Origin of the sequence: Streptomyces sp. NPDC093586, from assembly GCF_044764905.1 — a bacterium.
GTDB lineage: Bacteria > Actinomycetota > Actinomycetes > Streptomycetales > Streptomycetaceae > Streptomyces.
The window spans coordinates 192,665-216,689 of sequence record NZ_JBIWJA010000008.1; the positions used below are offsets into that span (position 1 = coordinate 192,665).

19 protein-coding genes and 2 pseudogenes are annotated in these 24,025 nt (G+C 72.3%); 11 read left to right on the forward strand and 10 right to left on the reverse strand.

Annotation, left to right across the window (positions count from 1 at the left end; genetic code table 11):
- Window positions 1-70 precede the first annotated feature (70 nt).
- The 6 genes from ACIRFH_RS12065 (at window position 71) to ACIRFH_RS12090 (ending at window position 8,207) form a co-directional block, all read left to right on the forward strand.
- Window positions 71-2,323, forward strand: coding sequence for a molybdopterin cofactor-binding domain-containing protein (locus ACIRFH_RS12065; protein ID WP_403519453.1), 2,253 nt, complete (start codon window positions 71-73; stop codon window positions 2,321-2,323).
- A 102-nt stretch (window positions 2,324-2,425) separates the two neighbouring features.
- On the forward strand, window positions 2,426-3,361 hold the full coding sequence (locus ACIRFH_RS12070) for an amidohydrolase family protein (RefSeq protein ID WP_403519455.1): 936 nt from the start codon (window positions 2,426-2,428) through the stop codon (window positions 3,359-3,361).
- Window positions 3,362-3,452: 91 nt separating this feature from the next.
- On the forward strand, window positions 3,453-4,883 hold the full coding sequence (locus ACIRFH_RS12075) for a UbiD family decarboxylase (RefSeq protein ID WP_403519457.1): 1,431 nt from the start codon (window positions 3,453-3,455) through the stop codon (window positions 4,881-4,883).
- A gap of 143 nt (window positions 4,884-5,026) precedes the next feature.
- Complete coding sequence (locus ACIRFH_RS12080) at window positions 5,027-6,091, forward strand: biotin/lipoate A/B protein ligase family protein (RefSeq protein WP_403519459.1); 1,065 nt, start codon at window positions 5,027-5,029, stop codon at window positions 6,089-6,091.
- A 190-nt stretch (window positions 6,092-6,281) separates the two neighbouring features.
- Window positions 6,282-6,944, forward strand: a complete 663-nt coding sequence (locus tag ACIRFH_RS12085; RefSeq protein WP_403519460.1) for a hypothetical protein — start codon at window positions 6,282-6,284, stop codon at window positions 6,942-6,944.
- 375 nt (window positions 6,945-7,319) lie between these two features.
- Window positions 7,320-8,207, forward strand: a complete 888-nt coding sequence (locus ACIRFH_RS12090; protein WP_403519462.1) for a CAP domain-containing protein — start codon at window positions 7,320-7,322, stop codon at window positions 8,205-8,207.
- Between the two features lie 22 nt (window positions 8,208-8,229).
- Here the strand turns inward: ACIRFH_RS12090 and ACIRFH_RS12095 are convergent, their stop codons facing one another.
- The 7 genes from ACIRFH_RS12095 to ACIRFH_RS12125 form a co-directional block, all read right to left on the reverse strand.
- Complete coding sequence (locus ACIRFH_RS12095) at window positions 8,230-9,750, reverse strand: NCS1 family nucleobase:cation symporter-1 (protein WP_403519463.1); 1,521 nt, start codon at window positions 9,748-9,750, stop codon at window positions 8,230-8,232.
- Window positions 9,751-9,779: 29 nt separating this feature from the next.
- Window positions 9,780-10,802, reverse strand: a complete 1,023-nt coding sequence (locus tag ACIRFH_RS12100; protein WP_403519465.1) for a TIGR03842 family LLM class F420-dependent oxidoreductase — start codon at window positions 10,800-10,802, stop codon at window positions 9,780-9,782.
- 11 nt (window positions 10,803-10,813) lie between these two features.
- Window positions 10,814-12,217, reverse strand: coding sequence for a dihydropyrimidinase (gene hydA, locus ACIRFH_RS12105; RefSeq protein ID WP_403519467.1), 1,404 nt, complete (start codon window positions 12,215-12,217; stop codon window positions 10,814-10,816).
- 45 nt (window positions 12,218-12,262) lie between these two features.
- Complete coding sequence (locus ACIRFH_RS12110; protein ID WP_403519469.1) at window positions 12,263-12,529, reverse strand: hypothetical protein; 267 nt, start codon at window positions 12,527-12,529, stop codon at window positions 12,263-12,265.
- A gap of 44 nt (window positions 12,530-12,573) precedes the next feature.
- The gene (locus tag ACIRFH_RS12115) at window positions 12,574-13,857 is read right to left on the reverse strand and encodes an aspartate aminotransferase family protein (RefSeq protein ID WP_403519471.1); all 1,284 of its coding nucleotides are present in this window, start codon (window positions 13,855-13,857) and stop codon (window positions 12,574-12,576) included.
- Entirely contained in the window at window positions 13,854-14,696 is an 843-nt protein-coding gene (locus tag ACIRFH_RS12120) for a nitrilase-related carbon-nitrogen hydrolase (RefSeq protein ID WP_403519473.1), read from the reverse strand. Before ACIRFH_RS12120 ends, ACIRFH_RS12115 begins: the two co-directional genes overlap by 4 nt.
- A 190-nt stretch (window positions 14,697-14,886) precedes the next feature.
- A complete protein-coding gene (locus ACIRFH_RS12125; protein WP_403519475.1) occupies window positions 14,887-15,138 on the reverse strand; it encodes a helix-turn-helix domain-containing protein in 252 nt (83 codons plus the stop codon).
- A gap of 63 nt (window positions 15,139-15,201) precedes the next feature.
- On the opposite strand from ACIRFH_RS12125, the gene map reads away from it, so the two are divergent.
- Together map and ACIRFH_RS12135 are read left to right on the forward strand one after the other, a co-directional pair.
- On the forward strand, window positions 15,202-15,978 hold the full coding sequence (gene map / locus ACIRFH_RS12130) for a type I methionyl aminopeptidase (RefSeq protein WP_403519477.1): 777 nt from the start codon (window positions 15,202-15,204) through the stop codon (window positions 15,976-15,978).
- Window positions 15,979-16,191: 213 nt separating this feature from the next.
- Window positions 16,192-18,726 (forward strand): ATP-dependent Clp protease ATP-binding subunit, encoded by a 2,535-nt coding sequence (locus ACIRFH_RS12135; RefSeq protein ID WP_403519479.1) that lies wholly within the window; start codon window positions 16,192-16,194, stop codon window positions 18,724-18,726.
- Between the two features lie 6 nt (window positions 18,727-18,732).
- Here the strand turns inward: ACIRFH_RS12135 and ggt are convergent, their stop codons facing one another.
- Complete coding sequence (gene ggt, locus ACIRFH_RS12140) at window positions 18,733-20,535, reverse strand: gamma-glutamyltransferase (protein ID WP_403519481.1); 1,803 nt, start codon at window positions 20,533-20,535, stop codon at window positions 18,733-18,735.
- A 106-nt stretch (window positions 20,536-20,641) separates the two neighbouring features.
- On the opposite strand from ggt, the pseudogene ACIRFH_RS12145 reads away from it, so the two are divergent.
- Window positions 20,642-20,985: pseudogene (locus tag ACIRFH_RS12145) on the forward strand (hypothetical protein); the annotation flags it as partial.
- Between the two features lie 314 nt (window positions 20,986-21,299).
- Here ACIRFH_RS12145 and ACIRFH_RS12150 read toward each other — a convergent pair.
- Window positions 21,300-21,725: a VOC family protein gene (locus tag ACIRFH_RS12150; RefSeq protein WP_403519483.1), complete on the reverse strand. Its 426-nt coding sequence runs from the start codon at window positions 21,723-21,725 to the stop codon at window positions 21,300-21,302.
- Window positions 21,726-21,787: 62 nt separating this feature from the next.
- Here ACIRFH_RS12150 and ACIRFH_RS12155 point away from each other — a divergent pair, with 62 nt between their 5' ends.
- Window positions 21,788-22,390, forward strand: a complete 603-nt coding sequence (locus ACIRFH_RS12155) for a TetR/AcrR family transcriptional regulator (RefSeq protein WP_403519485.1) — start codon at window positions 21,788-21,790, stop codon at window positions 22,388-22,390.
- A 675-nt stretch (window positions 22,391-23,065) separates the two neighbouring features.
- Window positions 23,066-23,454 (forward strand): annotated as a pseudogene (locus ACIRFH_RS12160) (hypothetical protein); the annotation flags it as partial.
- Window positions 23,455-23,501: 47 nt separating this feature from the next.
- Here the strand turns inward: ACIRFH_RS12160 and ACIRFH_RS12165 are convergent.
- Window positions 23,502-23,990: a hemerythrin domain-containing protein gene (locus tag ACIRFH_RS12165; protein ID WP_403519487.1), complete on the reverse strand. Its 489-nt coding sequence runs from the start codon at window positions 23,988-23,990 to the stop codon at window positions 23,502-23,504.
- Between the last annotated feature and the right edge of the window lie 35 nt (window positions 23,991-24,025).

Sequence of the window (24,025 nt, forward strand, 5' to 3'; positions counted from 1 at the left end):
CGTGGCCAAAACCCCCGGCTCGCGGCACACCGTCCCGCACCACTGTCCGTGAGAAGGGAAGTGATCGTCCGTGAGCACCGCCACCGGCACCCGGCAGCGGCTCGTCGCCGGCCACGGGGTCGGCGACGACGCCCCCCGCCCGGACGGCGCGCTGAAGGTGCGGGGCGCCTTCGCCTATGCCTCCGACCTGCGTTGGGACGGCATGGTGTGGGGAGCCACGCTGCGCAGTCCCCATCCCTCGGCGCGCATCGTGCGCCTCGACACCGCCCGGGCCCTCGCGCTGCCCGGCGTGGTGGCGGTCCTCACCCACCGGGACGTGCCCGGCAGCCCCCGGTACGGCATGAAGGTCGCCGACCAGCCGGTCCTCGCGGCGGACCGGGTGCGCTACCAGGGCGAGCCGGTGGCGCTGGTGGCCGCCGACCACCCCGAGACGGCGCGCCGGGCCCTGCGCCTCATCGACGTGGAGTACGAGGAGCTGCCCGCCCTCACCGACCCGGAGGACGCCGTCCGGGGGGTGGGCCCGCTGGTCCACGAGGAGCGCGTCGACGGCGGGCGCGGCAATGTCGTACGCCATGTCCGCATCCGTCACGGCGACATGGCAAAGGCGCGGCGGCTCGCCGATGTGGTCACCCGCGGGGTCTACGAGGTCGGCATGCAGGACCAGGCCTTCCTGGGCCCCGAGGCCGGGCTGGCGATCCCCGGGGAGGACGGCGGCGTCGACGTCCTCGTCTCCACGCAGTGGCTGCACGACGACCAGCACCAGATGTGCGCGGCGCTCGGGCTGCCGCCGGAGAAAGTGCGGTTGACGCTCTCGGGCGTCGGCGGCGCGTTCGGCGGCCGGGAGGACGTGTCCGTGCAGATCCACGCGGCGATGCTCGCCCTGCACACCGGCCGGCCCGTGAAGATGAGCTACAACCGCGAGGAGTCCTTCTTCGGCCATGTCCACCGCCACCCGGCGAAGATGTGGTTCGAGCACGGCGCCACCCGTGACGGGAAGATCCTCTACGTCAAGGCGAGGCTGCTGTTCGACGGCGGCGCCTACACGTCCACGTCGCAGGTCGTCATCGCCAACGGCTCCTACTTCGCGGCCGGCGCCTACGAGGTGCCGCACGCGGAGATCGACGGGTTCTCCGTCTTCACCAACAACCCGCCGTGCGGGGCGATGCGGGGCTTCGGTGCCGTGCAGTCCTGCTACGGCGTGGAGTCCAACCTCGACCGGCTCGCCCGCGAGCTCGGCATGGACCCGCTGGAGCTGCGGCTGCGCAACGCCATGACGACGGGCACGGTGCTGCCGACCGGCCAGGTCGTCGAAGGGCCCGCCCCCGCCGCGGAGTTGCTGCGCCGGCTGCGCGACCGCCCGCTGCCGCCCGCCCCCGACCGCGCCACGTCCGCGTTCGCCCTGCCGGGCGGTCTGAACAACACCACGCACGGTGAGTCCGTCCGACGCGGCGTCGGCTACGCGATCGGGGTGAAGGCGATCGGTTTCTCCGGCGGCGTGGACGACCGCTCGGTGGCCCGGGTCCGGCTGTCCCTGGTGGGCGGCGAGCCGGTCGCCGAGATCCACACCGCGGCCGCCGAGTGCGGTCAGGGCATCGTCACCGTGCAGACGCAGATAGCCCGCACCGAACTGGGCGTGGAGCGCGTGGTGGTGCTGCCCGCGGACACCGCGGTCGGGGACGCCGGCTCGTCCTCCGCCTCCCGCATCACGTGGATGAGCGGCGGCGCGGTCCAGGGCGCCTGCAAGGCCCTGCGGGAGCGGCTGGCCGCCCTGGGCGACGGTCCGTTGTCCGAACTCCTCGCCGAACACGGTCCGTTGGAGGTGGAGTACGAGTACGCGCACCGTCGCACGTACCCCATCGACCCCGAACGCGGCCAGGGCGACGCGCACATCGCCTTCGCCTTCGCCGCCCACCGCGCGGTGGTCGAGGTCGACACCGAGCTCGGTCTGGTCAAGGTGGTCGAGCTGGCCACCGCGCAGGACGTCGGCAAGGCGATCAACCCGCTGGCGGTGGAGGGACAGATCGAGGGCGGCAGTGCCCAGGGGCTCGGGCTCGCGGTGATGGAGGAGCTGCATGTCTCCGGGGGCCGGGTGCGCAACCCCTCCTTCACCGACTACCTCATCCCGACCATCGCCGACATGCCGACGGTCCCCATCGACCTCCTCGAACTGCCGCACCCCGATTCGCCGTACGGGCTGAACGGGGTGGGCGAGCCGCCGACCCTGTCCTCCACGCCGGCCATCGCCAACGCCCTGCGCGACGCGACGGGGCTGGAGCTGGCCAGGGTGCCGGTGCGACCCGACGACATCGCCGGAAGGGGGTGAGGCGGGCCCGACGGGTTCCCTCCAGACGGTTCTGCACGGCTCGACACGGCGGGGAGGCGACTTCGCGCCGCAGCGACAGGCCAGACCCAGGAAGGACAGAACGTGATCATCGACACCCACATGCATCCGACGAACATCGTCGACCAGGCGTGGCGGCACGACGGCGAACCGTTCACCGGTGAGCGCATGCTCGAGATGATGGACCGGCCGTACATGATCAACGGCAAGCCGCGTCGCATCGACTACGGCTGCATCATGCCCCCGCCCGGCAACAGCGTCTGGCAGGAGGGGATGCGCACCGGCCGCGAGGGCATCCGCGACTACATGGCGTACATCACCCATCTGGTGACGACGTACCCCGACCGCTTCATCGGGAACTTCATGTACAACCCCCGCTTCGGGCCGGAGAACGGCGCGAAGGAGCTGGAGTTCCACGTCAAGGAGTACGGCTACAAGATGGTCAAGCTCCACGCCAACATGCACGCCTACCGCCCGGACCGGGCGCTGGACTGGCTGCGGCCGGTCCTGCGGGTCTGCGACGAGCTGGGTGTCGTGGTGCTCATCCACACCGGCGACGGCCCGTACTCCATCCCCACGCAGTTCTACCCGATCATCCGGGAGTTCCGGGACGTCAACTTCATCCTGGCGCACTTCGGCGTGCAGACGGGCGGCGTGTACTGCTTCGAGGCCCTGTACATGATCCTCGACAGCCCGAACGTCTACGGCGAGTCGGGGTGGCTGCTGCAGTCCCGCATCGTGGAGTTCGCGCAGCAGATGGAACGGCACCAGATGGTCTTCGGCACCGACTCCCCGCCCAACGAGCCCGGCATGTGGGCCCGTGAGCTGGAGGTGCTCTGCGGCCCGCCGCCCCAGGGCATGAACCTCTCGGAGGAGGACCTGGAGGGCTACCTCGGCAACAACATGGCCAAGCTGCTCGGCCTGAAGCCCACCCCGCCGCCGCGGAACGTGGAAGAGGCGCAGCTGCGGATGAAGGACACGTACGCCTCGCTCGACTCGACGGCCGCCGGCCGCTCCTGACGCGCGGGACGCCGTGTCCGGCCCGGGGCCCGCACCGGGGCCCCGGGCCCCCTTCCCCTCCCGTGGACCCGCAGAGGACTGGAGTGCCGCCATGCAGCCGACCCGCCCCGCGAGCACGCAGGACCTGCGCGTCTTCCTCGCCGACTACACCCGCCGCCACCCGCAGGACGTCCTGACGGTCGACGACAAGATCGCCGGCGAGGACGTGGCGGCGCTGGCCCTGGAGCTGGCGGCGCGCGGGCGCGAGGAGATGCTGCTGTGCCGCACCGTCGAGGGACTCGACGGCACGCCGCTGGTCACCAACGTCTTCGCCTCCCGTCGCCGCGTCGCCCGTCTGCTCGGCACCGACCCGGCCGGGCTGCACCGCGCCTACCAGGCGGCGGCCGCGCGCGCCACCGCACCGCGGGTCGTGCCGGACGGTCCCGTGCTGGAGTGCGTCACCGAGGGCGAGGCGGTGGACCTGCACGCCCTGCCGCTCATCCGGCACTTCGCGTCCGACCGCGCCCCCTACATCACCAGCGGGGTCATCGCCGCCGAGGCGCCGGCCGGCGCCGAGGGGCGGGCGGGCAACCTCAGCTACCACCGGTCCATGGTGCACGGGCGCAACCAGCTGGCGACCAGCCTGCACTCCCGCGGCCACCTGTGGCAGCTGCTGCGGCTCGCCGCCGACCGCGGGGAGAAGCTGCCCGTGGCGATGGTGATCGGCGCGCACCCCCTGTTCATGCTGGCCGCCTCCGCCCGGGTCGGGCCGGGGACCGACGAACGGGACATCGCCGGCGGCCTGCTGGGCGAGCCGCTGGAGGTCGTGCGCACCCCCCGGCACGGCATCCGGGTCCCGGCGAGCGCCGAGATCGTGCTGGAGGGCGTCATCGACCCCGGACTGCGGGCCGACGAGGGGCCGTTCGGCGAGTTCTCCGGCTACTCCTCCGACCGCTCCACCCACAACGTCCTCACCGTCGAGACGGTGCTGCGCCGCCGCGACGCCCTGCTCCTCGACGTCGTCGGCGGGAACACCGCCGAGCACCTCAACCTCGCCCGCATCCCCCGCGAGTCGGAGATGGCGCAGAAGCTGCGGGAGCGCTTCCCCGAGGTGACCGCCCTGCACTATCCCACCTCCGGCACCCACTTCCACGCCTACGTCGCCCTGCGCCCGAGCCGCCCCGGTCAGGCGCGGCAGGTCATGCTGGGCCTGCTGGGCTGGGACCCCTACCTCAAGACCGTCGTGGCCGTCGACGAGGACGTGGACGTCACCCGGGACGAGCAGGTGCTGTGGGCGCTGGCGACCCACCTGCAACCGCACCGCGACGTGTTCGTCGTGGACGGGCTGCCGGGCAGCCCTCTCGACCCGTCCTCGACGGCCGACGGCACCACCTCCCGCATGGCGCTGGACGCCACCCGGGGGCCGGGATTCGACGGCGTCCGGATCACCGTGGCCGAAGACAGCCGCCGGACCGCCCGCCGCCTGCTGGACGGGGAGGGCGGCCTCCGCCCGGGCGTGCCCTGGGACGACCGGACCGGCTGACCGCGCGAGGGCCCGGCCGCCCGCGCAGTGCCGTCCGCGCGGGGCCGTCCGCGCGGGGCCGTCCGCGCGGGGCCGTCCGGGGCCGGGGAACATCACCGGTCCTCCCGTCGTTGCCTCCCGTGTGCGGAAACGGAGGCGGAACGGTGCACGGTGAGTACAAGGTCCCCGGCGGCAAGCTGGTCGTCGTGGACGTGGAGGCCGAGGACGGGGTGCTGCGGCACGTACGCGTGGCGGGCGACTTCTTCCTGGAGCCGGACGAGGCGCTCGACGCCGTGAACCGTGCGCTGGAGGGCGCCCCGGCCGACACCGACGCCGCGGGGCTGGCCGCGCGGATCGACGCGGCGCTGCCCGAGGGCACCGTGATGTACGGGCTGACGTCGGAGGGCGTCGGCATCGCCGTGCGCCGGGCCCTCGCGCACGCCACGGACTGGACGGACTACGACTGGCAGCTGATCCACGAGGCCCCGCAGTCCCCCGCCCTGCACATGGCCCTGGACGAGGTGCTGACCGACGAGGTCGCCGCGGGCCGGCGCCCGCCGACGCTGCGGGTGTGGGAGTGGGGTTCCCCCGCGGTGATCATCGGCAGCTTCCAGTCGCTGCGCAACGAGGTCGACGCCGAGGCCGCCGAGCGCCACGGCGTCGAGGTGGTGCGCCGGATCTCCGGCGGCGGCGCCATGTTCGTGGAGCCCGGCAACACGATCACCTACTCGCTGTCCGTGCCCGGGGCGCTGGTGCAGGGCCTGTCCTTCCAGGACAGTTACGCCTACCTCGACGACTGGGTGCTCGGCGCCCTCGGCGACATGGGCGTCCGCGCCTGGTACCAGCCGCTGAACGACATCGCCACCGACCAGGGCAAGATCGCGGGCGCCGCGCAGAAGCGGATCGTGGGGCACGGCGGCGGTTCCGGCGCGGTGCTGCACCACGTGACGATGTCGTACGACATCGACGCCGGCAAGATGCTCGAGGTGCTGCGGATCGGGCGGGAGAAGCTCAGCGACAAGGGCATCGGGAGCGCCGGGAAGCGGGTGGATCCGCTGCGCCGGCAGACCGGCCTGCCGCGCGAGGCCGTCATCGAGCGGATGATCTCCTCCTTCGGCGCCCGGTACGGGCTGACCCGGGGCAAGGTGACCGACGAGGAGCTGGCGCGGGCGCGGGAGTTGGCGCGCACCAAGTTCTCCTCGCCCGAGTGGACCGCCCGGGTGCCCTGACCGCCCGCGGCGCGGACGGGCGGGCGTGTGGCCGGTGGGTGCCGTACGGCCGTGAGTCGTCGAGTGCGTCTGCGTCACCGGCCGGGCACGCAACGAGTTCGCCCTTCCGCCCCACAGGTACTCGTGTGACACTGGCGTCCCCGTCCGCAGTGCGGGCCCCTTCCGCACCGTCCCCCACGAGAAGTGCGCCGTGCGTTCTCTTCCCCTGCCGCTCGCCCTGACCGCGCGCCTGGCCCCGGTCGCCGTGCTCGCCACGGCGGGCTGGGTGATGTCGTCCGGGCCGGACACGACACGGACCGCCGAGGACAGCACGCCGCCCGACGGAGGGCGTCCGTCCGCCTCGGCCCCGGCGACGCAGGCGGCGACGAAGACGTACGCCGCCGCCCCGGCGCCCTGCGCGAGCCTGGCCGGGAAGACGGTCGCCTCGCTCGTCCCGGGGGCCGAGGCGAAGGGCAAGGAGCTCCCGTCGACGGACGCGAAGGCGCGCCGCACCTGCTCGTGGAACGCGCTCAAGGGGTACGACTACCGCTGGCTGGACGTCTCCTACGAGGTGCTGGCCTCGGACGAGGCCGCGCAGAAGTCGTACCGGGAGCGGGTCGCCGACCGCAGCGGCGGCGGTGACGTCCCGGGGCTCGGCGACACGGCGTACTCGGTCGTCAACCTCACGACCGAGGACAAGCAGCAGACCCGAGAGGGCACCGTGCTGGTCCGCGCGGCCAACGCCCTGGTGACGATCACGTACAACGGCAGTGACTTCGAGACCAGGAAGGCCCCCGGCACGGACGAGATCAACAAGGGTGCCATCAAGGCCGCCAAGGAGGCGGTGGCAGGGCTGGAGGGCGGACGGGGCTGACCCGTGACGCCCATCCGGAACCCATGGTTCCGTGACTTCCCTCACAGCACTTCCCGATCTATGCGGGCCCGTTAGTAGAACACCTCCCGGCGATATATCGGACTTTGTCCGGCTTGCCGTGGTGGGAGGTCGCGTCGGCGGGGGTGGCGGTCCGCTCCGCACCGGGCGGTCGGCGGTTCTTCGCGCACGACGGGACCCTGACGGGGCGACAGGACCGCCGGGCACCCCACCGAGGCCGGACCAGCACGCTCCGCCGTCCGCCGCAAGAGTCCCCCGCTCCTACTAGGAGCGGTAGTACGAAGGCCCTTTGCCCTGCGTGTCGGCCCGTCCCAAGAATGACCAGCCTCAGGATGTCGCAACCGAGTGAGGTCACGCATGGGAAAGCATCGCCACAAGCAGCACTACCGGCGGCCGGTCGTGGTGGCACTGACCGTGGGCGCGATAGGCATCCCCTCCGTCGCCATGGCCTGCGCCGACTGGCCCGGCAGCGAGGGAGGGGAGCACCGGAGCACCGCCACCCGGGCCGCCGCCGAGGACCGGTGGGCCGACGCCGACTGGTACCGCGAGTGGAGCGGCCGGCAGAGCGGTGAGCCCTCGGCGGTACCGTCGCGGACGCCGACCGCCACCGCGAACGCCTCGAAGTCCGGCGCGCCGGAACACCGGGACGGCCGGCCGTGGCACAAGCCGCGCACGACGGCCCCCACGACCGCCCCCGCCAAGCCCACGGCAGGCACCTCGAAGCCCGCCACCGGGTCCGCCGGGGACACGGCCGCCCCCTCCCGCCCCGCGGCGAAGCCCACGGCCGCCCCCTCCCGCCCTGCCGCGAAGCCCACCGCCTCCGCGGCCCCCGTCCCGTCGAGCACCCCGTCGGCCGCCACCACGGCCTCCGGAGACGTCGCCGAGGTCGTGGAACTCGTCAACGCCGAGCGCGGCAAGGCGGGTTGTTCCCCGGTGACGGTGAACGCCGACCTGACCGAGGCCGCCCAGGCCCACAGCGAGGACATGGCGGCCGGCCGCACCATGTCGCACACCGGCTCGGACGGCTCCTCCCCCGCCGACCGCATCACGAGCGCCGGTTACGACTGGCGGAGCTACGGCGAGAACGTCGCCTACGGCTACGAGACCCCCGAGAAGGTGATGGCGGGCTGGATGTCCAGCCCCGGCCACCGGGAGAACATCCTCAACTGCGGGTTCAAGGAGATCGGCGTCGGCCTCGCGCAGCCCGGCTCCTACTGGACCCAGGACTTCGGCACGGCCCGGTAGGCGGGCGGGGCGGCGGGCGCGCTCAGGTGCGCCTGCCGCCCGCCGACGACGCGGCGTACACGACCAGTGAGGCCCCCAGCCCCACGGCCCAGCCGTAGTCGGCGAGGGGCTTGAGGAGGGGGATCAGCCCGTCCTCGGGGAACGGTCCCTTGCCCGGGGCCGAGTGGGAGCCGCCGACCGCGAGCACCCCGCCGGCCACGAAGGCGGCGACGGCGCGCAGGTTCCAGCCGGACGTGTACCAGTAGCGTCCGCCGGGCGTGTACAGGGCGGGCAGGTCCAGGACGGTACGGCGGATCAGCCAGTAGTCGGCGATGAGGATGCCGGCGACGGTGCCGAGCAGTCCGCCGACCAGGCCGAGCCAGGTGAAGATGTACAGCTCGGGTGTCTCGGTGAGCTTCCACGGCATGATCAGCACGCCGACGACGCCCGTGATCAGGGCGCCGGTGCGGAAATCGATGACGCGCGGCGCCAGGTTCGCCAGGTCGTACGCCGGTGAGACGACGTTCGCCGCGATGTTCACCGAGATGGTGGCGACGAGCACCGTCACGAGGGCGAAGAGCAGGCCGAAGACGTTGTCGGTCTTGGCGGCGAGCGCGACCGGGTCCCACACCGCGGCCCCGTACACCGCCTGTGAGCCGGAGGTGACGAACACCGACAGCAGCGCGAACAGCGTCATGGTGGTGGGCAGTCCGAGCGTCTGGCCCCGGACCTGGGCGCGCTGGCCCGCGCCGAAGCGGGTGAAGTCGGGGATGTTCAGGCTCAGGGTCGACCAGAAGGCGATCATCCCCATGAGGGACGGGAAGAACACCGGCCAGAAGTCGGCGCCCCAGCCGAGCCTCGACGGCTGGTCGAGCAGCGGACCGAGACCGCCGGCCTTGTTCGCGATCCACACCAGCAGCACCAGCGCGCCGACGATGACGAACGGCGCGGCCCAGTTCTCGAACCGGCGCAGTGCCTCCATCCCGCGGTGGATGATGGCGAGTTCGAGGGCCCAGAAGAGGACGAAGCACACCCACAGCGTCCAGGGCCGGCCGCCGACCTCCGACGCCTGCGCCCAGCCGCCGAACACCTTGCCGAGCAGCACGAAGACGCCCTGGCCGCCGATCCAGGTCTGGATGCCGAACCAGGCGCACGCCACCCCGGCCCGGATCAGCGCCGGCAGGTTGGCGCCGCGCAGCCCGAACGAGGCGCGGGCCAGCACCGGGAACGGGATGCCGTACTTGGGGCCGGCGTGCCCGGTCAGCAGCATCGGCGCGAGCACGACGACGTTGGCGAGCGCGATGGTGAACACGGCCTGTTTCCAGTCCATGCCGAGCGCGACCAGCCCGGAGGCGAGGAGCCAGGAGGGGATGTTGTGGGCCATCCCCACCCACAGGGCCGCGAAGTTGTACGTCGTCCAGCGGCGCCGGGCCAGCGGCACGGGCAGCAGGTCGTCGTTGACGAAGCGGCTGTCGGTGAGGACGGTGCCGGGCGGGAGCTCGACGCGTCCCGCCGGGTCGGGTATGGGGCCGCGGGACGGCGTGGGCGGGGTGGTCGCGGTCATGGGCGTGACCCTTCGGCAGAGGGTTCCGGTCAGCGGTCGAGTGCCGGGATGATCTCCGCGCCGTACGCGTCGATCGTCGCTTCCTGTGCGTCGTGCATGTCGTACACGGCGAACTGGTCGACTCCCAGCTCGCGCAGCGCCCTCAGCTTCTCGATGTGCGCCTCGGCCGGGCCGAGCAGGCAGAACCGGTCGACGATGTCGTCGGGCACGAACCGGGTGTCCGGGTTGCCGCTGCGCCCGTGGTGGGAGTAGTCGTAGCCCTGTCGGGCCTTGATGTAGTCGGTGAGCTCGTCGGGGACGGCGGCGGAGTGCTCGCCGTACCTGGCGACCAGGTCGGCGACGTGGTTGCCGACCATCCCGCCGAACCAGCGGCACTGCTCGCGGGCGTGGGCGAGTGCCCCGGGCGAGTCGTCGGCGGTGACGTAGGCGGGGGCGGCGACGCAGACCGTCACCTCGGACGGGTCGCGGCCGGCCGCCGCCGCGGCGTCCTTGACGGCCCTGACCATGTACTCGGTGAGGTAGGGGTCGGCGAGCTGGAGGATGAAGCCGTCGGCCTCCTCGCCGGCCGTCTTCAGGGCCTTCGGCCCGTACGCGGCCATCCACACGGGGAGTTCGGCGCCCGGCTTGATCCAGGGGAACCGGACGACGGTCCCGCCGCCGAGATCGGCCTCCTCTCCCCTGCCCAGCGCCCGGATGACCTTCATGGCCTCGCTGATGCGGGCCAGGGTGACGGGCTTGCGGCCGGCGACGCGCATCGCGGAGTCGCCGCGGCCGATGCCGCAGACGGTGCGGTTGCCGTACATGTCGTTGAGGGTGGCGAAGGTGGACGCGGTCACCTCCCAGGTGCGGGTGCCCGGGTTGGTGACCATCGTGCCGACCTTGAGCCTCGTGGTGTGGGCCAGGATCTGGCTGTAGATCACGAAGGGTTCCTGCCACAGCACGGCGGAGTCGAAGGTCCAGCCGTGCGTGAACCCGTTGCGTTCGGCCCGTTGCATCAGGCTGACGACGCGGGAGGCCGGCGGGTCGGTCTGCAGGACGAGTCCGAAGTCCATGGGCACCGCTCCTAGTTCAGGTACTGGCAGGTGGCGCGCGGGGTGTAGACGCCGTGGCCCTTGCGCCCGGTGTACTCCCGCTCGGTGACGACCGCCTCGCCGCGCGAGAGCACGGTCTCGACGCGGCCGGTGACGCGCTTGCCCTCGTACGCCGAGTAGTCGACGTTCATGTGGTGGGTCTCGGCGGAGATGACCTGTTCGGCGTGCGGGTCGTAGACGACGATGTCGGCGTCGGAGCCGGGCGCGATGGTGCCCTTCTTCGGGTACAGGCCGAACATGCGGGCCGGGGTGGCGCAGGCGATCTCGATCCAGCGGCGCCGGCTGATGTGCCCGTCGACGACGGCCTGGTGGAGCAGGTCCATGCGGTTCTCGACGCCCGGCATGCCGTTGGGGATCCTGGAGAAGTCGCCGCGGCCCAGTTCCTTCTGGCCGGTGAAGCAGAAGGGGCAGTGGTCGGTGGAGACCACCTGGAGGTCGTTGGTCCTCAGGCCCCGCCACAGGGCCGCCTGGTGCTCCTTCGGCCGCAGCGGCGTGCTGCACACGTACTTGGCACCCTCGAAATCGGGCTCGGCGAGGTTGTCGGTGGACAGGAACAGGTACTGCGGGCAGGTCTCGCCGAAGACGTTCAGCCCCTCGTCCCGGGCCCGGGTCAGCTCGGCGACCGCCTCCCGCGCCGACACGTGGACGACGTACAGCGGCGCCCCGGCGACCTGGGCGAGCCGGATGGCGCGGTGGGTGGCCTCGGCCTCCAGCAGGGTCTTGCGGACCTCGCCGTGGTAGCGGGGGTCGGTCTCGCCGCGGGCGAGGGCCTGTTCGACCAGGACGTCGATCGCGATGCCGTTCTCGGCGTGCATCATGATCAGTCCGCCGTTGCCGGCGGCGCGCTGCATGGCCCGCAGGATCTGGCCGTCGTCGGAGTAGAAGACGCCGGGGTAGGCCATGAACTGCTTGAAGGAGGTGACGCCCTCCTCGACCAGCAGGTCCATCTCCTTGAGCGTGTTCTCGTTCACGTCGGAGACGATCATGTGGAAGCCGTAGTCGACGGCGCAGTTGCCCTCGGCCTTGGCGTGCCAGGCGTCGAGGCCCTCGCGCAGGGAGTGCCCGGTGCTCTGGATCGCGAAGTCGACGATCGTGGTCGTACCGCCCCAGGCCGCGGCCCGGGTGCCCGTCTCGAAGGTGTCCGCGGCGTAGGTGCCGCCGAAGGGCATCTCCATGTGGGTGTGGCCGTCGACGCCGCCCGGGATCACGTACTTGCCGGTGGCGTCGATCACCTTGTCGGCCGTGAAGGCCTCGGCGGCCGGGGTGCCGGACGCGGCGAGGGCGGCGACGCGTCCGTCCTCGATCAGCACGTCGGCGTGGATCTCGTCGGACGCGGTGACGACGAGGCCACCACGGACGACGGTACGACTGCTCATGCTGCTGTTCCCTCCTGTCAGAGGCCCCGGTGGATCGGGGCGCGGTCAGCGGGGAGTACGCATCCGGCACCCGGTCGCGGCGGGGCGGGTGTCCCCCGGACGGGTGGCGGGCGACGGGCGACGGGCAGCAGACGGCAGGCCGCGCACGGCCGCGGAGCCGGTGCCGGCCTCGGCGACGTGTGCCCGGCGCACCGGCCGGTCCGGCAGGCCGACGCCGGCCACCGCCTCGGGCCGTCCGGCGGAGGACCGCCCCGGGGCGAGGACCTGACGGGCCGGCCGGGCGGGTTCCCGGGACTCCCGGGTGGTGTTCATGGCAGCGGGTTCCTCCGCTCGGCGCACGGTTCAGCGCACCGCCGTCACAGGCTCCGCAGGGCGCGTTCGAGGATCGCGGCGCCCTCCTCGGCCTCCGCGACGGTGAGGGACATCGGCGGGGCGATGCGCAGGGCACTGGTGTCGTGGCCGCCGCCCTTGCCGACGAGCAGCCCGCCGGCGCGGGCCTCCTCCAGCACGGCGGAGACGGCCTGCGGGTCGGCCTCGTCGGTGCCGGGCCGGGTCAGCTCGACGCCGAGCATCAGTCCGCGTCCGCGCACCTCCCGGACGTGCGGCACCTGGGCGGCGACGGCCCGCAGCCGTTCGACGAGCAGTCCGCCGACGCGCCGGGCGTTGCCCTGGAGGTCGTGTTCCAGCAGGTAGGTGAGGTTGGCGAGGCCGGCCGCCATGGTGACCTGGGTGCCGCCGAAGGTGGAGATGCTGTTGGCGTCCAGGCAGTTCATGATCTCGGCGCGGGCGATGACGCCGCCGATCGACATGCCGTTGCCGATGCCCTTGGCGAAGGTCACGATGTCGGGCGGGCCGCTGCGTGCGTGGGCCTGCCAGCCCCAGAAGTGGTCGCCGGTGCGGCCCCAGCCGGTCTGCACCTCGTCGGCGATCCACAGGATGCCGCGTTCGTGCAGCACCTCGCGGAAGGCGGCGTACAGGCCGTCCGGCGGGGAGGTGAAGCCGCCGACGCCCTGGACGGGTTCGGCGATCAGCGCGGCGGGCGGGCGGGTGTGGCCGAGGAGGTCCTTCAGGTCGGCGACGCAGGCGTCGATGAAGCCGCGGTCGTCCAGGTGGGCGTAGGGTCCGCGGGTGCGCACGCCGCCGTGCACGTACAGCGTCTGGAGCGGGGACAGCGAGGTCGGGGACCAGCCGCGGTTGCCGGTGATGCCGACGGCGCCGAAGGAGCGGCCGTGGTAGCTGTTGCGCATCGCCAGGATCGTGTTGCTGCGCCGGTAGGCGGTGGCGAGGAGCAGGGCGGTGTCGTTGGCCTCGGTGCCGGAGGTGGTGAAGAAGACGCGCGCGTCGGGGATGCCGGACAGCTGGGCGACACGCTCGGCGAGTTCGACCATCGGCCGGTTGAGGTAGAGGGTCGAGGAGTGGATGATCCGCCCGGCCTGCTCGCTCACCGCCTTGGTCACCTCGGGCAGGGCGTGCGCGGTCATCGTGGTGAGGATGCCGCCGAAGAAGTCGAGGTACCTGTTGCCGGCCGCGTCCCAGACGTGCCGGCCCTCGCCGTGTGTGATCTCCAGCGGGTCCTCGTAGTAGAGGGCGAGCCAGTCGGGCAGCACGGCGCGGTGCCGGGCGAAGAGGTCCTTGGTCACGGCCGCACCAGCCCTTCGTAGGCGTCGGGGCGGCGGTCGCGGTAGAAGGCCCACTGCTGCCGCACCTGGTCGATGAGGTCGAAGTCCAGGTCGCGGACGACGAGTTCCTCCTTGGTGTCGCTGGCGACGTCGCCGACGAACTGGCCGCGCGGGTCGACGAAGTACGAGGTCCCGTAGAAGTCGTTGTCGCCGTACTCCTCCTGGCCGACCCGGTTGATCGCGGCGACGAAGTACTCGTTGGCGACGGCCGCCGCGGGCTGCTCCAGGCGCCACAGGTGGGCGGAGAGGCCGCGGTGGGTGGCGGAGGGGTTGTAGACGAGCTGGGCGCCGCCGAGGCCGAGCTGCCGCCAGCCCTCCGGGAAGTGCCGGTCGTAGCAGATGTAGACGCCGACCTTGCCGACGGCCGTGTCGAAGACGGGCCAGCCCAGGTTGCCGGGGCGGAAGTAGAACTTCTCCCAGAAGCCCTTGACCTGCGGGATGTGGTGCTTGCGATAGGTGCCGAGGACGGTGCCGTCGGCGTCGATCACGGCGGCGGTGTTGTAGTAGAAGCCGGACTGCTCGACCTCGAAGACGGGGACGACGATCACCATGCCGGTCTCGCGCGCGAGTGCCTGCATGCGGCGGGTGGTCGGTCCGTCGGGCACGGGTTCGGCCCAGCGGTAGTGCTCGGGGTCCTGGACCTGGCAGAAGTAGGGGGCGTTGAAGACTTCCTGGAAGCCGATGACCCGGGCGCCCTGCCGGGCCGCCTCGCGGGCGTGCTCCTCGTGTTTCGCCACCATGGACTCGGTGTCGCCGGTCCAGGTGGCCTGGACCAGAGCGGCACGTACGACGTTGGCCATGAGCTGCTCCTTCGACGCGACGTCAGAGCCTCTACGCCCGTAGAGCAGGCCGTAGAGGGACGAACGTAAGCCTCTCGGGCGAGCTTGCCAAGACCATCGTCGCTCCGGAGCGGTGTCGATCGGTATTCGCACTCCGGTGGGTGAGCGAGGCGGGTGACGGGTGTGACTCGTGGGGCGGCCGGGACGGGTTTCAGACCGGCGTCAGGGCGCACCGCCCCGCCAGCTCGTCCATGGACAGTCCCAGCGCGCCGGCCAGCGCGGCCACGGTGAAGAACGCCGGGGTGGGTGCCCGGCCGGTCTCGATCTTGCGCAGGGTCTCGGCGGAGATGCCGGCTTCGGCGGCGACCTCCGTCATGCTCCGTTCGCCGCGCGCGGCTCGGAGGAAGCGCCCGAGCTGCTCACCGCGCTCGCGCTCTTCGGGGGTCAGTGGGGTGCGCACCATGCCGTCATTCTAATACCGGCCTCCCGCATTGGACCCAATTCAAATACCGGTATAGTAATTGGCATGGTGGAACTGAAGACAGACACATCGATCGACGCCATGCACGCGGCCGGCCAGGTCGTCGCGCGCGCCCTGACCGCCGTGCGACAGGCCGCGGACGTGGGCGTGTCCCTGCTGGAACTGGACGCGGTGGCGCGCGGGGTGCTGCGGGAGGCGGGCGCCGGGTCGCCGTTCCTCGGCTACCGGCCCTCCTTCGCTCCGACCCCCTTCCCGGGCGTCATCTGCGCGTCGGTGAACGACGCGATCGTGCACGGCATCCCCGACGGCTACCGGCTGCGCGACGGCGACCTCGTCTCCATCGACTGCGGGGCGACGCTGGACGGCTGGGCCGGCGACTCGGCCGTCAGCTTCGTGGTCGGCACCCCGCGCGCGGCGGACCTCGCGCTGATCGAGACCGCCGAGCGCGCCCTCTCGGCGGGCATCGGCGCGGCCGTCGTCGGCAACCGCATCGGCGACATCGCGCACGCCATCGGCACGGTCTGCCGGGCCGGCGGCTACGGCATCATGGAGGATTTCGGCGGCCACGGCATCGGCCGGCACATGCACGAGGACCCGGGGGTGCCCAACGAGGGCCGGCCCGGACGCGGGATGCCCCTGCGGCACGGCATGGTCCTCGCCATCGAGCCCATGCTGATCGCCGGCGGCCGGGACGACTACCACCCCGCCCCGGACGGCTGGACCCTGCGCACGAACGACGGCTCGCGGGCGGCCCACGTGGAGCACACGGTGGCGATCACGGACAGCGGTCCGCGCGTCCTGACGTCGAGGGACGGCCTGTGACCCCCGCGCCCTGACTTCGCGCCCGACCTCCACGCCCCGCCCCCGCGCCTCGGCCTTCGCGCCCCGCCCCCTGGCCCGGCGTCCGGGACCCGAGGCCCGGTTCCCGGACGTGCCCGCCGGAACAGAACGTGTCATGTTGGGCATGACCGCGCCCCGGCCGGGTTACCCGGCCCCGGCACGTCGATCAGCGATCCCAGCGGAGGTCCGTACACGATGAGCAGCGGCTTCATGGGCCCGGAGGGCGACCCGTTCGCGGAATTCCTGGCGCGCTTCTTCGGCGGGCCCAGGCCGAGGCAGATCGACATCGGGCGGCTGCTCAGCCAGCCCGCCCGGGAGCTGGTGCGCGGGGCCGCCCAGTACGCCGCCGAGCACGGCAGCCGGGATCTGGACACCGAGCACCTGCTGCGGGCCGCGCTCGCCACCGAGCCGACCCGCGGTCTGCTCAGCCGAGCCGGTGCCGATCCCGACGCGCTGGCGTCGCAGATCGACGAGCGGACCGGCCCGGTGCAGCATCCGCCGGGCGAGGTCCCGCCGCCCACCTCGCTCTCCCTGACCCCGGCCGTCAAGCGCGCCCTGCTGGACGCGCACGAGCTGGCCCGGTCGACCGGCACCGGCTACATCGGCCCCGAGCACGTGCTCAGCGCCCTGGCCGCCAACCCGGACTCGGCCGCCGGGCACATCCTGAACGCGGCCCGGTTCGCCCCCTCGGGCCTGCCGACGGAGACGCCGGACGCCGCCAAGGGCCGCGCGGAGGGCCCCCGGACCACGAACACGCCGACGCTGGACAAGTACGGCCGCGACCTCACCGACCTGGCCGCCCAGGGCCGGATCGACCCGGTGATCGGACGGGACGACGAGATCGAGCAGACCGTCGAGGTGCTCTCCCGCCGCGGCAAGAACAACCCGGTGCTGATCGGTGACGCGGGCGTCGGCAAGACCGCCGTCGTGGAGGGGCTCGCCCAGCGCATCGCCGACGACGACGTGCCCGACGTGCTCACCGGGCGCCGGGTCGTCGCGCTGGACCTGACGGGCGTGGTCGCGGGCACCCGCTACCGGGGCGACTTCGAGGAGCGGATGAACAACATCGTGGGTGAGATCCGCGCCCACTCCGACCAGCTGATCGTCTTCATCGACGAACTGCACACGGTCGTCGGCGCGGGCGGCGGCGGAGACAGCGGCTCGATGGACGCCGGCAACATCCTCAAGCCGGCCCTCGCCCGCGGCGAGCTGCACATCGTCGGCGCCACCACCCTGGAGGAGTACCGCCGGATCGAGAAGGACGCGGCTCTCGCCCGCCGTTTCCAGCCGATCCTCGTGCCCGAGCCCACCACCACGGACGCCATCGAGATCCTGCGCGGCCTGCGCGACCGCTACGAGGCCCACCACCAGGTCCGCTACACCGACGAGGCCCTGGTGGCGGCCGTGGAGATGTCCGACCGCTACCTCACCGACCGGCGGCTGCCGGACAAGGCGATCGACCTGATCGACCAGGCCGGCGCCCGGGTGCGGCTGCGGGCGCGCACCAAGGGCACGGACGTACGGGCCATGGAGCGCGAGGTCGACCAGCTGGTCCGGGACAAGGACCAGGCCGTCGCGGACGAGCAGTACGAGCAGGCCATGCGGCTGCGCGACCGGATCACCGAGCTGAAGCAGCGGATCACCGAGGCGGACGGCGGCGGCGAGGCCGACGAGGGCCTGAACCTGGTGGTCGGCACCGAGTCCGTCGCCGAGGTGGTGTCCCGGCAGACCGGCATCCCGGTCAGCAGCCTCACCCAGGAGGAGAAGGACCGCCTGCTGGGCCTGGAGGCGCACCTGCACGAGCGCGTGGTCGGCCAGGACGAGGCCGTGCGGGTGGTCTCCGACGCCGTGCTGCGCTCCCGCGCCGGGCTCGCCAGCCCCGACCGGCCCATCGGCTCCTTCCTCTTCCTCGGCCCGACCGGCGTCGGCAAGACCGAGCTGGCCCGGGCCCTGGCGGAGGCCCTGTTCGGCAGCGAGGACCGCATGGTGCGCCTCGACATGAGCGAGTACCAGGAACGGCACACCGTCAGCCGCCTGGTCGGCGCCCCGCCCGGCTACGTCGGGCACGAGGAGGCCGGCCAGCTCACCGAGGTGGTGCGCCGGCACCCGTACTCGCTGCTGCTGCTGGACGAGGTGGAGAAGGCGCACCCGGACGTCTTCAACATCCTGCTCCAGGTCCTGGACGACGGCCGGCTGACCGACTCGCAGGGCCGGACCGTGGACTTCACGAACACGGTCGTCGTGATGACCAGCAACCTGGGCTCCGACGTGATCACCCGGCGCGGCGCCACGCTGGGCTTCGGCGCGGGCGGCACGGAGGCGGACGAGGAGGCCCGGCGCGAGCAGGTGCTGCGTCCGCTGCGCGAGCACTTCCGGCCGGAGTTCCTCAACCGCATCGACGAGATCGTCGTCTTCCGCCAGCTCAGCGGCGAGCAGCTGCGGCAGATCACCAGCCTGCTGCTGGACCAGACCCGGCGCATGGTGCGGGCGCAGGACATCACCGTCGACTTCACCGACGCGGCCGTGGACTGGATCGCCGAGCGCGGCTACCAGCCCGAGTACGGCGCCCGGCCGCTGCGCCGCACCATCCAGCGCGAGGTGGACAACCAGCTCTCCCGGCTGCTGCTCGACGGCCGCATCCGGGAGGGCGGCCGGGTCACGGTCGACGTCGAGGACGGGCGGCTGGCGTTCCGTACACCGGAACGGCCCGCGCCCGTCCCCGAACCGTGACGCGCGCTACCGCGCGGGCCTGACCACCATGGCCGAGCCGCCGCCGCGCCGTTCCTTCTCGGCGGCGGCCAGCCACCTGCCGTCCGGCAGCCGCTGCACACCGGTCGCCGCGCCGATCTCCGGGGTGCGCCTGAACGAGTGCCCGAGCGCTTCCAGCTCCGCCCGCAACCCGCTGTCGTACAGGCCGGGTTCGAGTTCGGTCTGCGCGGCGTTGCGCTGGCTGGCGCGCGGTGCGGCGATCGCGTCGACCAGCGGCAGACCGCGGTCGAGGAAGCCGGTCAGGGTCTGGAGCACGGTGGTGATGATGGTCGCGCCACCGGGCGAACCGACCGCCACGACGGGCTTGTGGTGCCGGTCCAGCACGATCGTCGGCGCGATCGACGAGCGCGGCCGCTTGCCGGGACCGGGCAGGTTCGGGTCGTGGACCGCCGGGTTCGCCGGGGCGAAGGAGAAGTCGGTCAGCTCGTTGTTGAGCAGGAAGCCCCGGCCGGGCACGGTGATGCCGCTGCCGCCGGTCTGCTCGATGGTGAGCGTGTAGGCGACGACGTTGCCCCACTTGTCGGCGACCGTGAGGTGGGTGGTGTTCTCGCCCTCGTACGTCGTCGGCGCCGCCGTGCCGCCGCCCGCGCAGGAGGCGGGGTGCCGCGGGTCGCCGGGGGCGAGCGGGCTGGTGAGCACCGCGTCGTCCCTGATCAGGCACTCGCGTGAGTCGGCGTACCGCTGCGACAGCAGCTCCTTCGCGGGTACGTCCTCGAAGGCGGGGTCGCCGACCCAGCGTCCGCGGTCGGCGAAGGCGATACGGCTGGCCTCGATGAAGCGGTGCAGGTAGCGCGCCTTGCCCGCCTTGGACAGGTCGGTGCGCTCCAGGATGTTGAGGGCCTCTCCGACCGTGGTGCCACCGGAGGAGGAGGGGGCGATGGAGTAGACGTCCAGGCCGCGGTACGTGGTCCTGGTGGGGGCCTGGATCTTGGCCCGGTAGGCCGCGAGGTCCTTGACGGACAGGTCGCCGGGGCGGGCGTTCCAGCCGGAGCCCGGGTCGACGGGCGGCTTGTTGACGGTGGCGACGATGTCCCGGCCCAGCTCGCCGTGGTAGATCGCGCCGACGCCCTTGCGGCCCAGCTCCTGGTAGGTGCGGGCCAGGTCGGGGTTCTTGAACGTGGAGCCCACGGCCGGGAGTTCGCCGCCCGGCAGGAACAGCTCGGCCGTGTCCGGGAAGGAGCGGAACCGCTGTTCGTTGGCGGCGGTCTGGGAGCGGAAGGTGTCGTCGACGGTGAAGCCGTCCCGGGCCAGGCGTTCGGCGGGCTTGAGCACGGAGGCGAGCCTGCGGCTGCCCCACGTGTCGAGGGCCGTCTGCCAGGTGGCGGGCGTGCCGGGGGTACCGACGGCGAGGCCGCTGGTGACGGCGTCGGCGAAGGCGAGCGGCTTGCCGTTCTCGGTGAACAGGTTCTCGTCGGCGGTCAGCGGCGCGGTCTCGCGGCCGTCGATGGTGTGCACGGTACGGGACTTGGCGTCGTAGTAGACGAAGTAGCCGCCCCCGCCGACGCCGGCGGAGTAGGGCTCGGTGACGCCGAGCGCGGCGGCGGTGGCGACGGCCGCGTCGACGGCGTTGCCACCGGCCCGCAGGACCTCGATGCCGGCGGCCGAGGCGTCCGCGTCGACGCTGGCGACCGCTCCGCCGTAGCCGACGGCGACCGGGGTCTTCGGGGTGGCGGGTCTGTGCTGCGCGGCGGGTGGCGCTGCCGCCCCCACCGACACCACGGCGGCCGAGACCGCCAGGACCGTCAGATTCCGTGCGACAGGACGACGCATCCGCACCTCCAGTTGAAAGGCCGTTCGGGCAGCTTAAATCATCGCCATGACCGCGTCAGGAACCTGTCGAACACCGGTGCGCCGACGCCCGCCGGCATGCGCGCCCATGAATGACGACGTACGCGACATCATCCTGGGTGTGGTCGCGGCGGGCATCAGCGCCGCGCTGGGCCGGCTCGCCCGTACCCACCCCTGGAAGCGGAGACTCCGCCGCAAGCAGGCGTTCTTCGGGCCGCCGGAGACGCCGAGTCGCCGCTCGTCGTCGACCGGGGCCCCGCCACCGCCGAACCGGCCGGCCACCGCTTCGACGGGTTCGCCCTGCTGGAACCCTCCGCGCTGTTCAAGGACTGCGCGGCGCACGTCCAGGTGGTCACGCAGGACACGGTCCACCAGGGCTTCGGCGGGCGGACGGAGTTCCGCGCGGGCGGCCCCGGGTCGAAGGGCCGCGTTTCTCCGCGACACCCACGTAGGAGGCAGAGCTTGCAGAGCGGCCCGCCCGAGGTGAACAACGGACGGGCCGCTCTGCGCACCGGCGCTTCGGCGACCGACGCGACGACGCCGCGCCGGAGTCGGCGGGGCGTCACCGATGGAGGATCCGCGGAAACGGCCAGGGCCGCTCTCAGCACCCCACTCGGCTGCCGTGGGCGGCCAAGACCGGAAAACAGCCCGCTCGTGGAGTGCGCGGTACGTTCCGAGCGGCCCAAAAGCGCCTTCGGCGGTGCTGTGCTCCGGGCCGCGTCCACCCTGGACGGCTCGGCCCGCCGCTATGGGGCCTGGGCGACGGTGTACTGCTCCGCGAACTCTCCGGTGGGGGGGATGGGGGTGATCACATCGATCAGGACGCCGCTCGGGTCGGCCACAATGAAGTGCCGCTGCCCGAAGTCCTCGCTGCGCAGCCCCAGTTCGGCCCGCAGGCCGCCCCGCACGACCAGCCGGTCCCACTCCGCGTCGACGTCCTCGACCTCGAAGTTGAGCAGTAACCCCCGGGCCGGGGCACGGTACGCCTCGGGCAGGGTGGGGTGAGTGTGGTCCAGCAGGGCAAGCTCGTACGCGGGGGTGCCGAGCCGCCGCAGGCTCACGTACCAGTCGGCCTCGAAGGTCGTCTCGAAGCCGAGGAACTCGGTGTAGAAGTGCATCGACTCCTGGAGCTTCGACGTGCAGATCACCGGATACAGGCTGGTGAGTTTCATGACTGAACCCCTTTTCACATACCATCAGTATGTCAAGTTCAGGCTATTCACATGCCATCGGTATGTCAAAGAAGGGGATACACGTGACCCGGGCCGAGCAGCGCGAACAGACCCGCCGGACACTGCTGCGCGAGAGCAGGCGCCTGTTCGCGACCCAGGGGTACGCCGCCGTCGGCCTCGCCGAGATCGTTCGCGCCGCCGGAGTGACCAAGGGCGCGCTCTACCACCACTTCGACGGCAAGACCGCACTCTTCCGGGCCGTCCTCGAACAGATCCAGCAAGAAGTGGGCCAGGCCGTCGCGGCCGCCGCCGACACCGAGGACGACCCCTGGGACCAGCTCCTCGCCGGCTGCCGCACCTTCCTTGCCGCCGGCGCCGACCCTGACATTCAGCGGATCATGCTCCTTGACGGCCCCGCCGTCCTCGGCTGGAACGAATGGCGGGCCCTCGACGAAGCCGCTTCCGCCCGCCATCTCGCCGACGCCCTCACCGCTCTCATCGACCGCGGCATTTTCGCACCCCAACCCGTCGAGCCCCTTACGAGACTCCTGTCGGGCGCCATGAACGAGGCCGCCCTCTGGCTCGCCTCTTCCACCGACCCAAGCGATCTCACCAACGCTCAGGACGCGTTGACCCGCATACTGGAGGGCCTGCGCACCACCTGACGCCGACTCCTCCGTCGTGAAACCCGACCACAGGCCACCCGCCCATGGGTGGGGGAATCGGGTGAGCAGGCCCGTCCCGTCCCCGGGCACAGGGTGGGGGTATTCAAAGAGCGTCATCATCGCGAGGGCGCGACCCCCGCCTCCACGTAACCCATCTGGCGTGACCCCACCGGACCCGCCCCTGTCCTCACGCGGTGTGATCAACACGCGGGTCACGAACAACGCCTACCGCGCCGCGTTTTACACATCGGCCAACCCCTCGGCCACGCCGACCGCCTCGCTCGCCCCGGACCAGGACAACTCGGCGCGTGTCCGGTACGGCCTGCCGCCCATCCGCATCCGCAAGGGCCAGGCCCGCGTCAACGGATGTGGGCGAAGGGGCCTGTGCAGGGAACCGTACAGACCCTGTCCGTCCTCTGCCGGTGCGTGCCGGCGCTTCACACGCCGCGGTCCGGGCCGTACCAAGGCTCGGGGCGTTCGCCGGCGGACTACAACCCGACGCGGCTACAAAGGTGATGGCCGCCGGAACCCGCCGGTCCCCGTACCTGCGCAGGCCTCCGCCCTGCGGCCGAATCGGAGCGGCCGGCACGGCTGCGGGTGGTTCAGACCAGCGCGACGGCGAAGCTGTTCCCCGGTGGGTACGACGGGACGTGGAACCCCGAGGGCCCGCACCGGCTGCCCGGGGTGCGGATCGGCATGGACCCGGAACCCGGGCCGGGCCGCCTTCCAGATCGGCGGCGAGCGCCACCGCATGGACCCCGGCGTCACCGAGTACGTCCTGCCGGCCCGTCCGACCGCCGGCGACCGGCGCGGCCCGCCCGGTGTTCCTGTTCTGCGGCCGGCGGTCGATCACCGACCGGGCCGCGACGCGCTACCTCGCCCGGCGCCATGAGCGGCCGGCGCGCAGACACGGCGGGGACTCCTTCGTCCTGTTGCCGAAGGCGGTCACCTCCCAGGCGTACGGCCCGGACCTGGTGGAACTCGTCGGGGACGTGACCCGGGCGGCGACGAGTCCGCCGCCGGCCCCGGCACCGGCGGCCTCACGCGACTCGCACCGGGCCTGAGCCCCACTCCCCCGAACGCCCGGAACCTGCACCGGCGGGGGCCGCTGCTAACCCGCCACCAGTCTGCGCACGTTCTCCACGCTGCCGCAGTCGGACTCCAGGTACCTCGCACGGGCTTCGTGGAACGCCTTCCCCAGCTCGGCTCGGCGATCGTCGGTCACGTTCTCGCGGGCGTCGTTGAGCAGGGTCCGCTCTTCCTCGTCGGCGTGGTGATTGACCGCCGTGACCAGCTCCTCGAGTTTGTCCTCCCACTCCTGCGAGGCGGTGTCCTCCACCTCCAGCAGCGCGAGCAGTGCCGCGTTGCCCTCCTCGTGCTCGTGGACGCTGTGGTCGACGTCGTCGCCGTCCACGTTCTTGTAGCGCCGCAGGGCCGTATAGACCTCGTCCTCCTCGGCCGAGGCGTGCGCGACGAGCAGGTTCGCGAATTCCGCGAGAGCGGCGGCACGGTCGGCTTCGACGTTGCGCATGGTGCGGAAGAGGTCTTCCATGCGGCGGTGGTCGCGAAGGACGAGCTCGACGACGTCGTGGGACGGCACAGTGACTCCTCACCTGTGGGCGTGGGCGTTCCGGT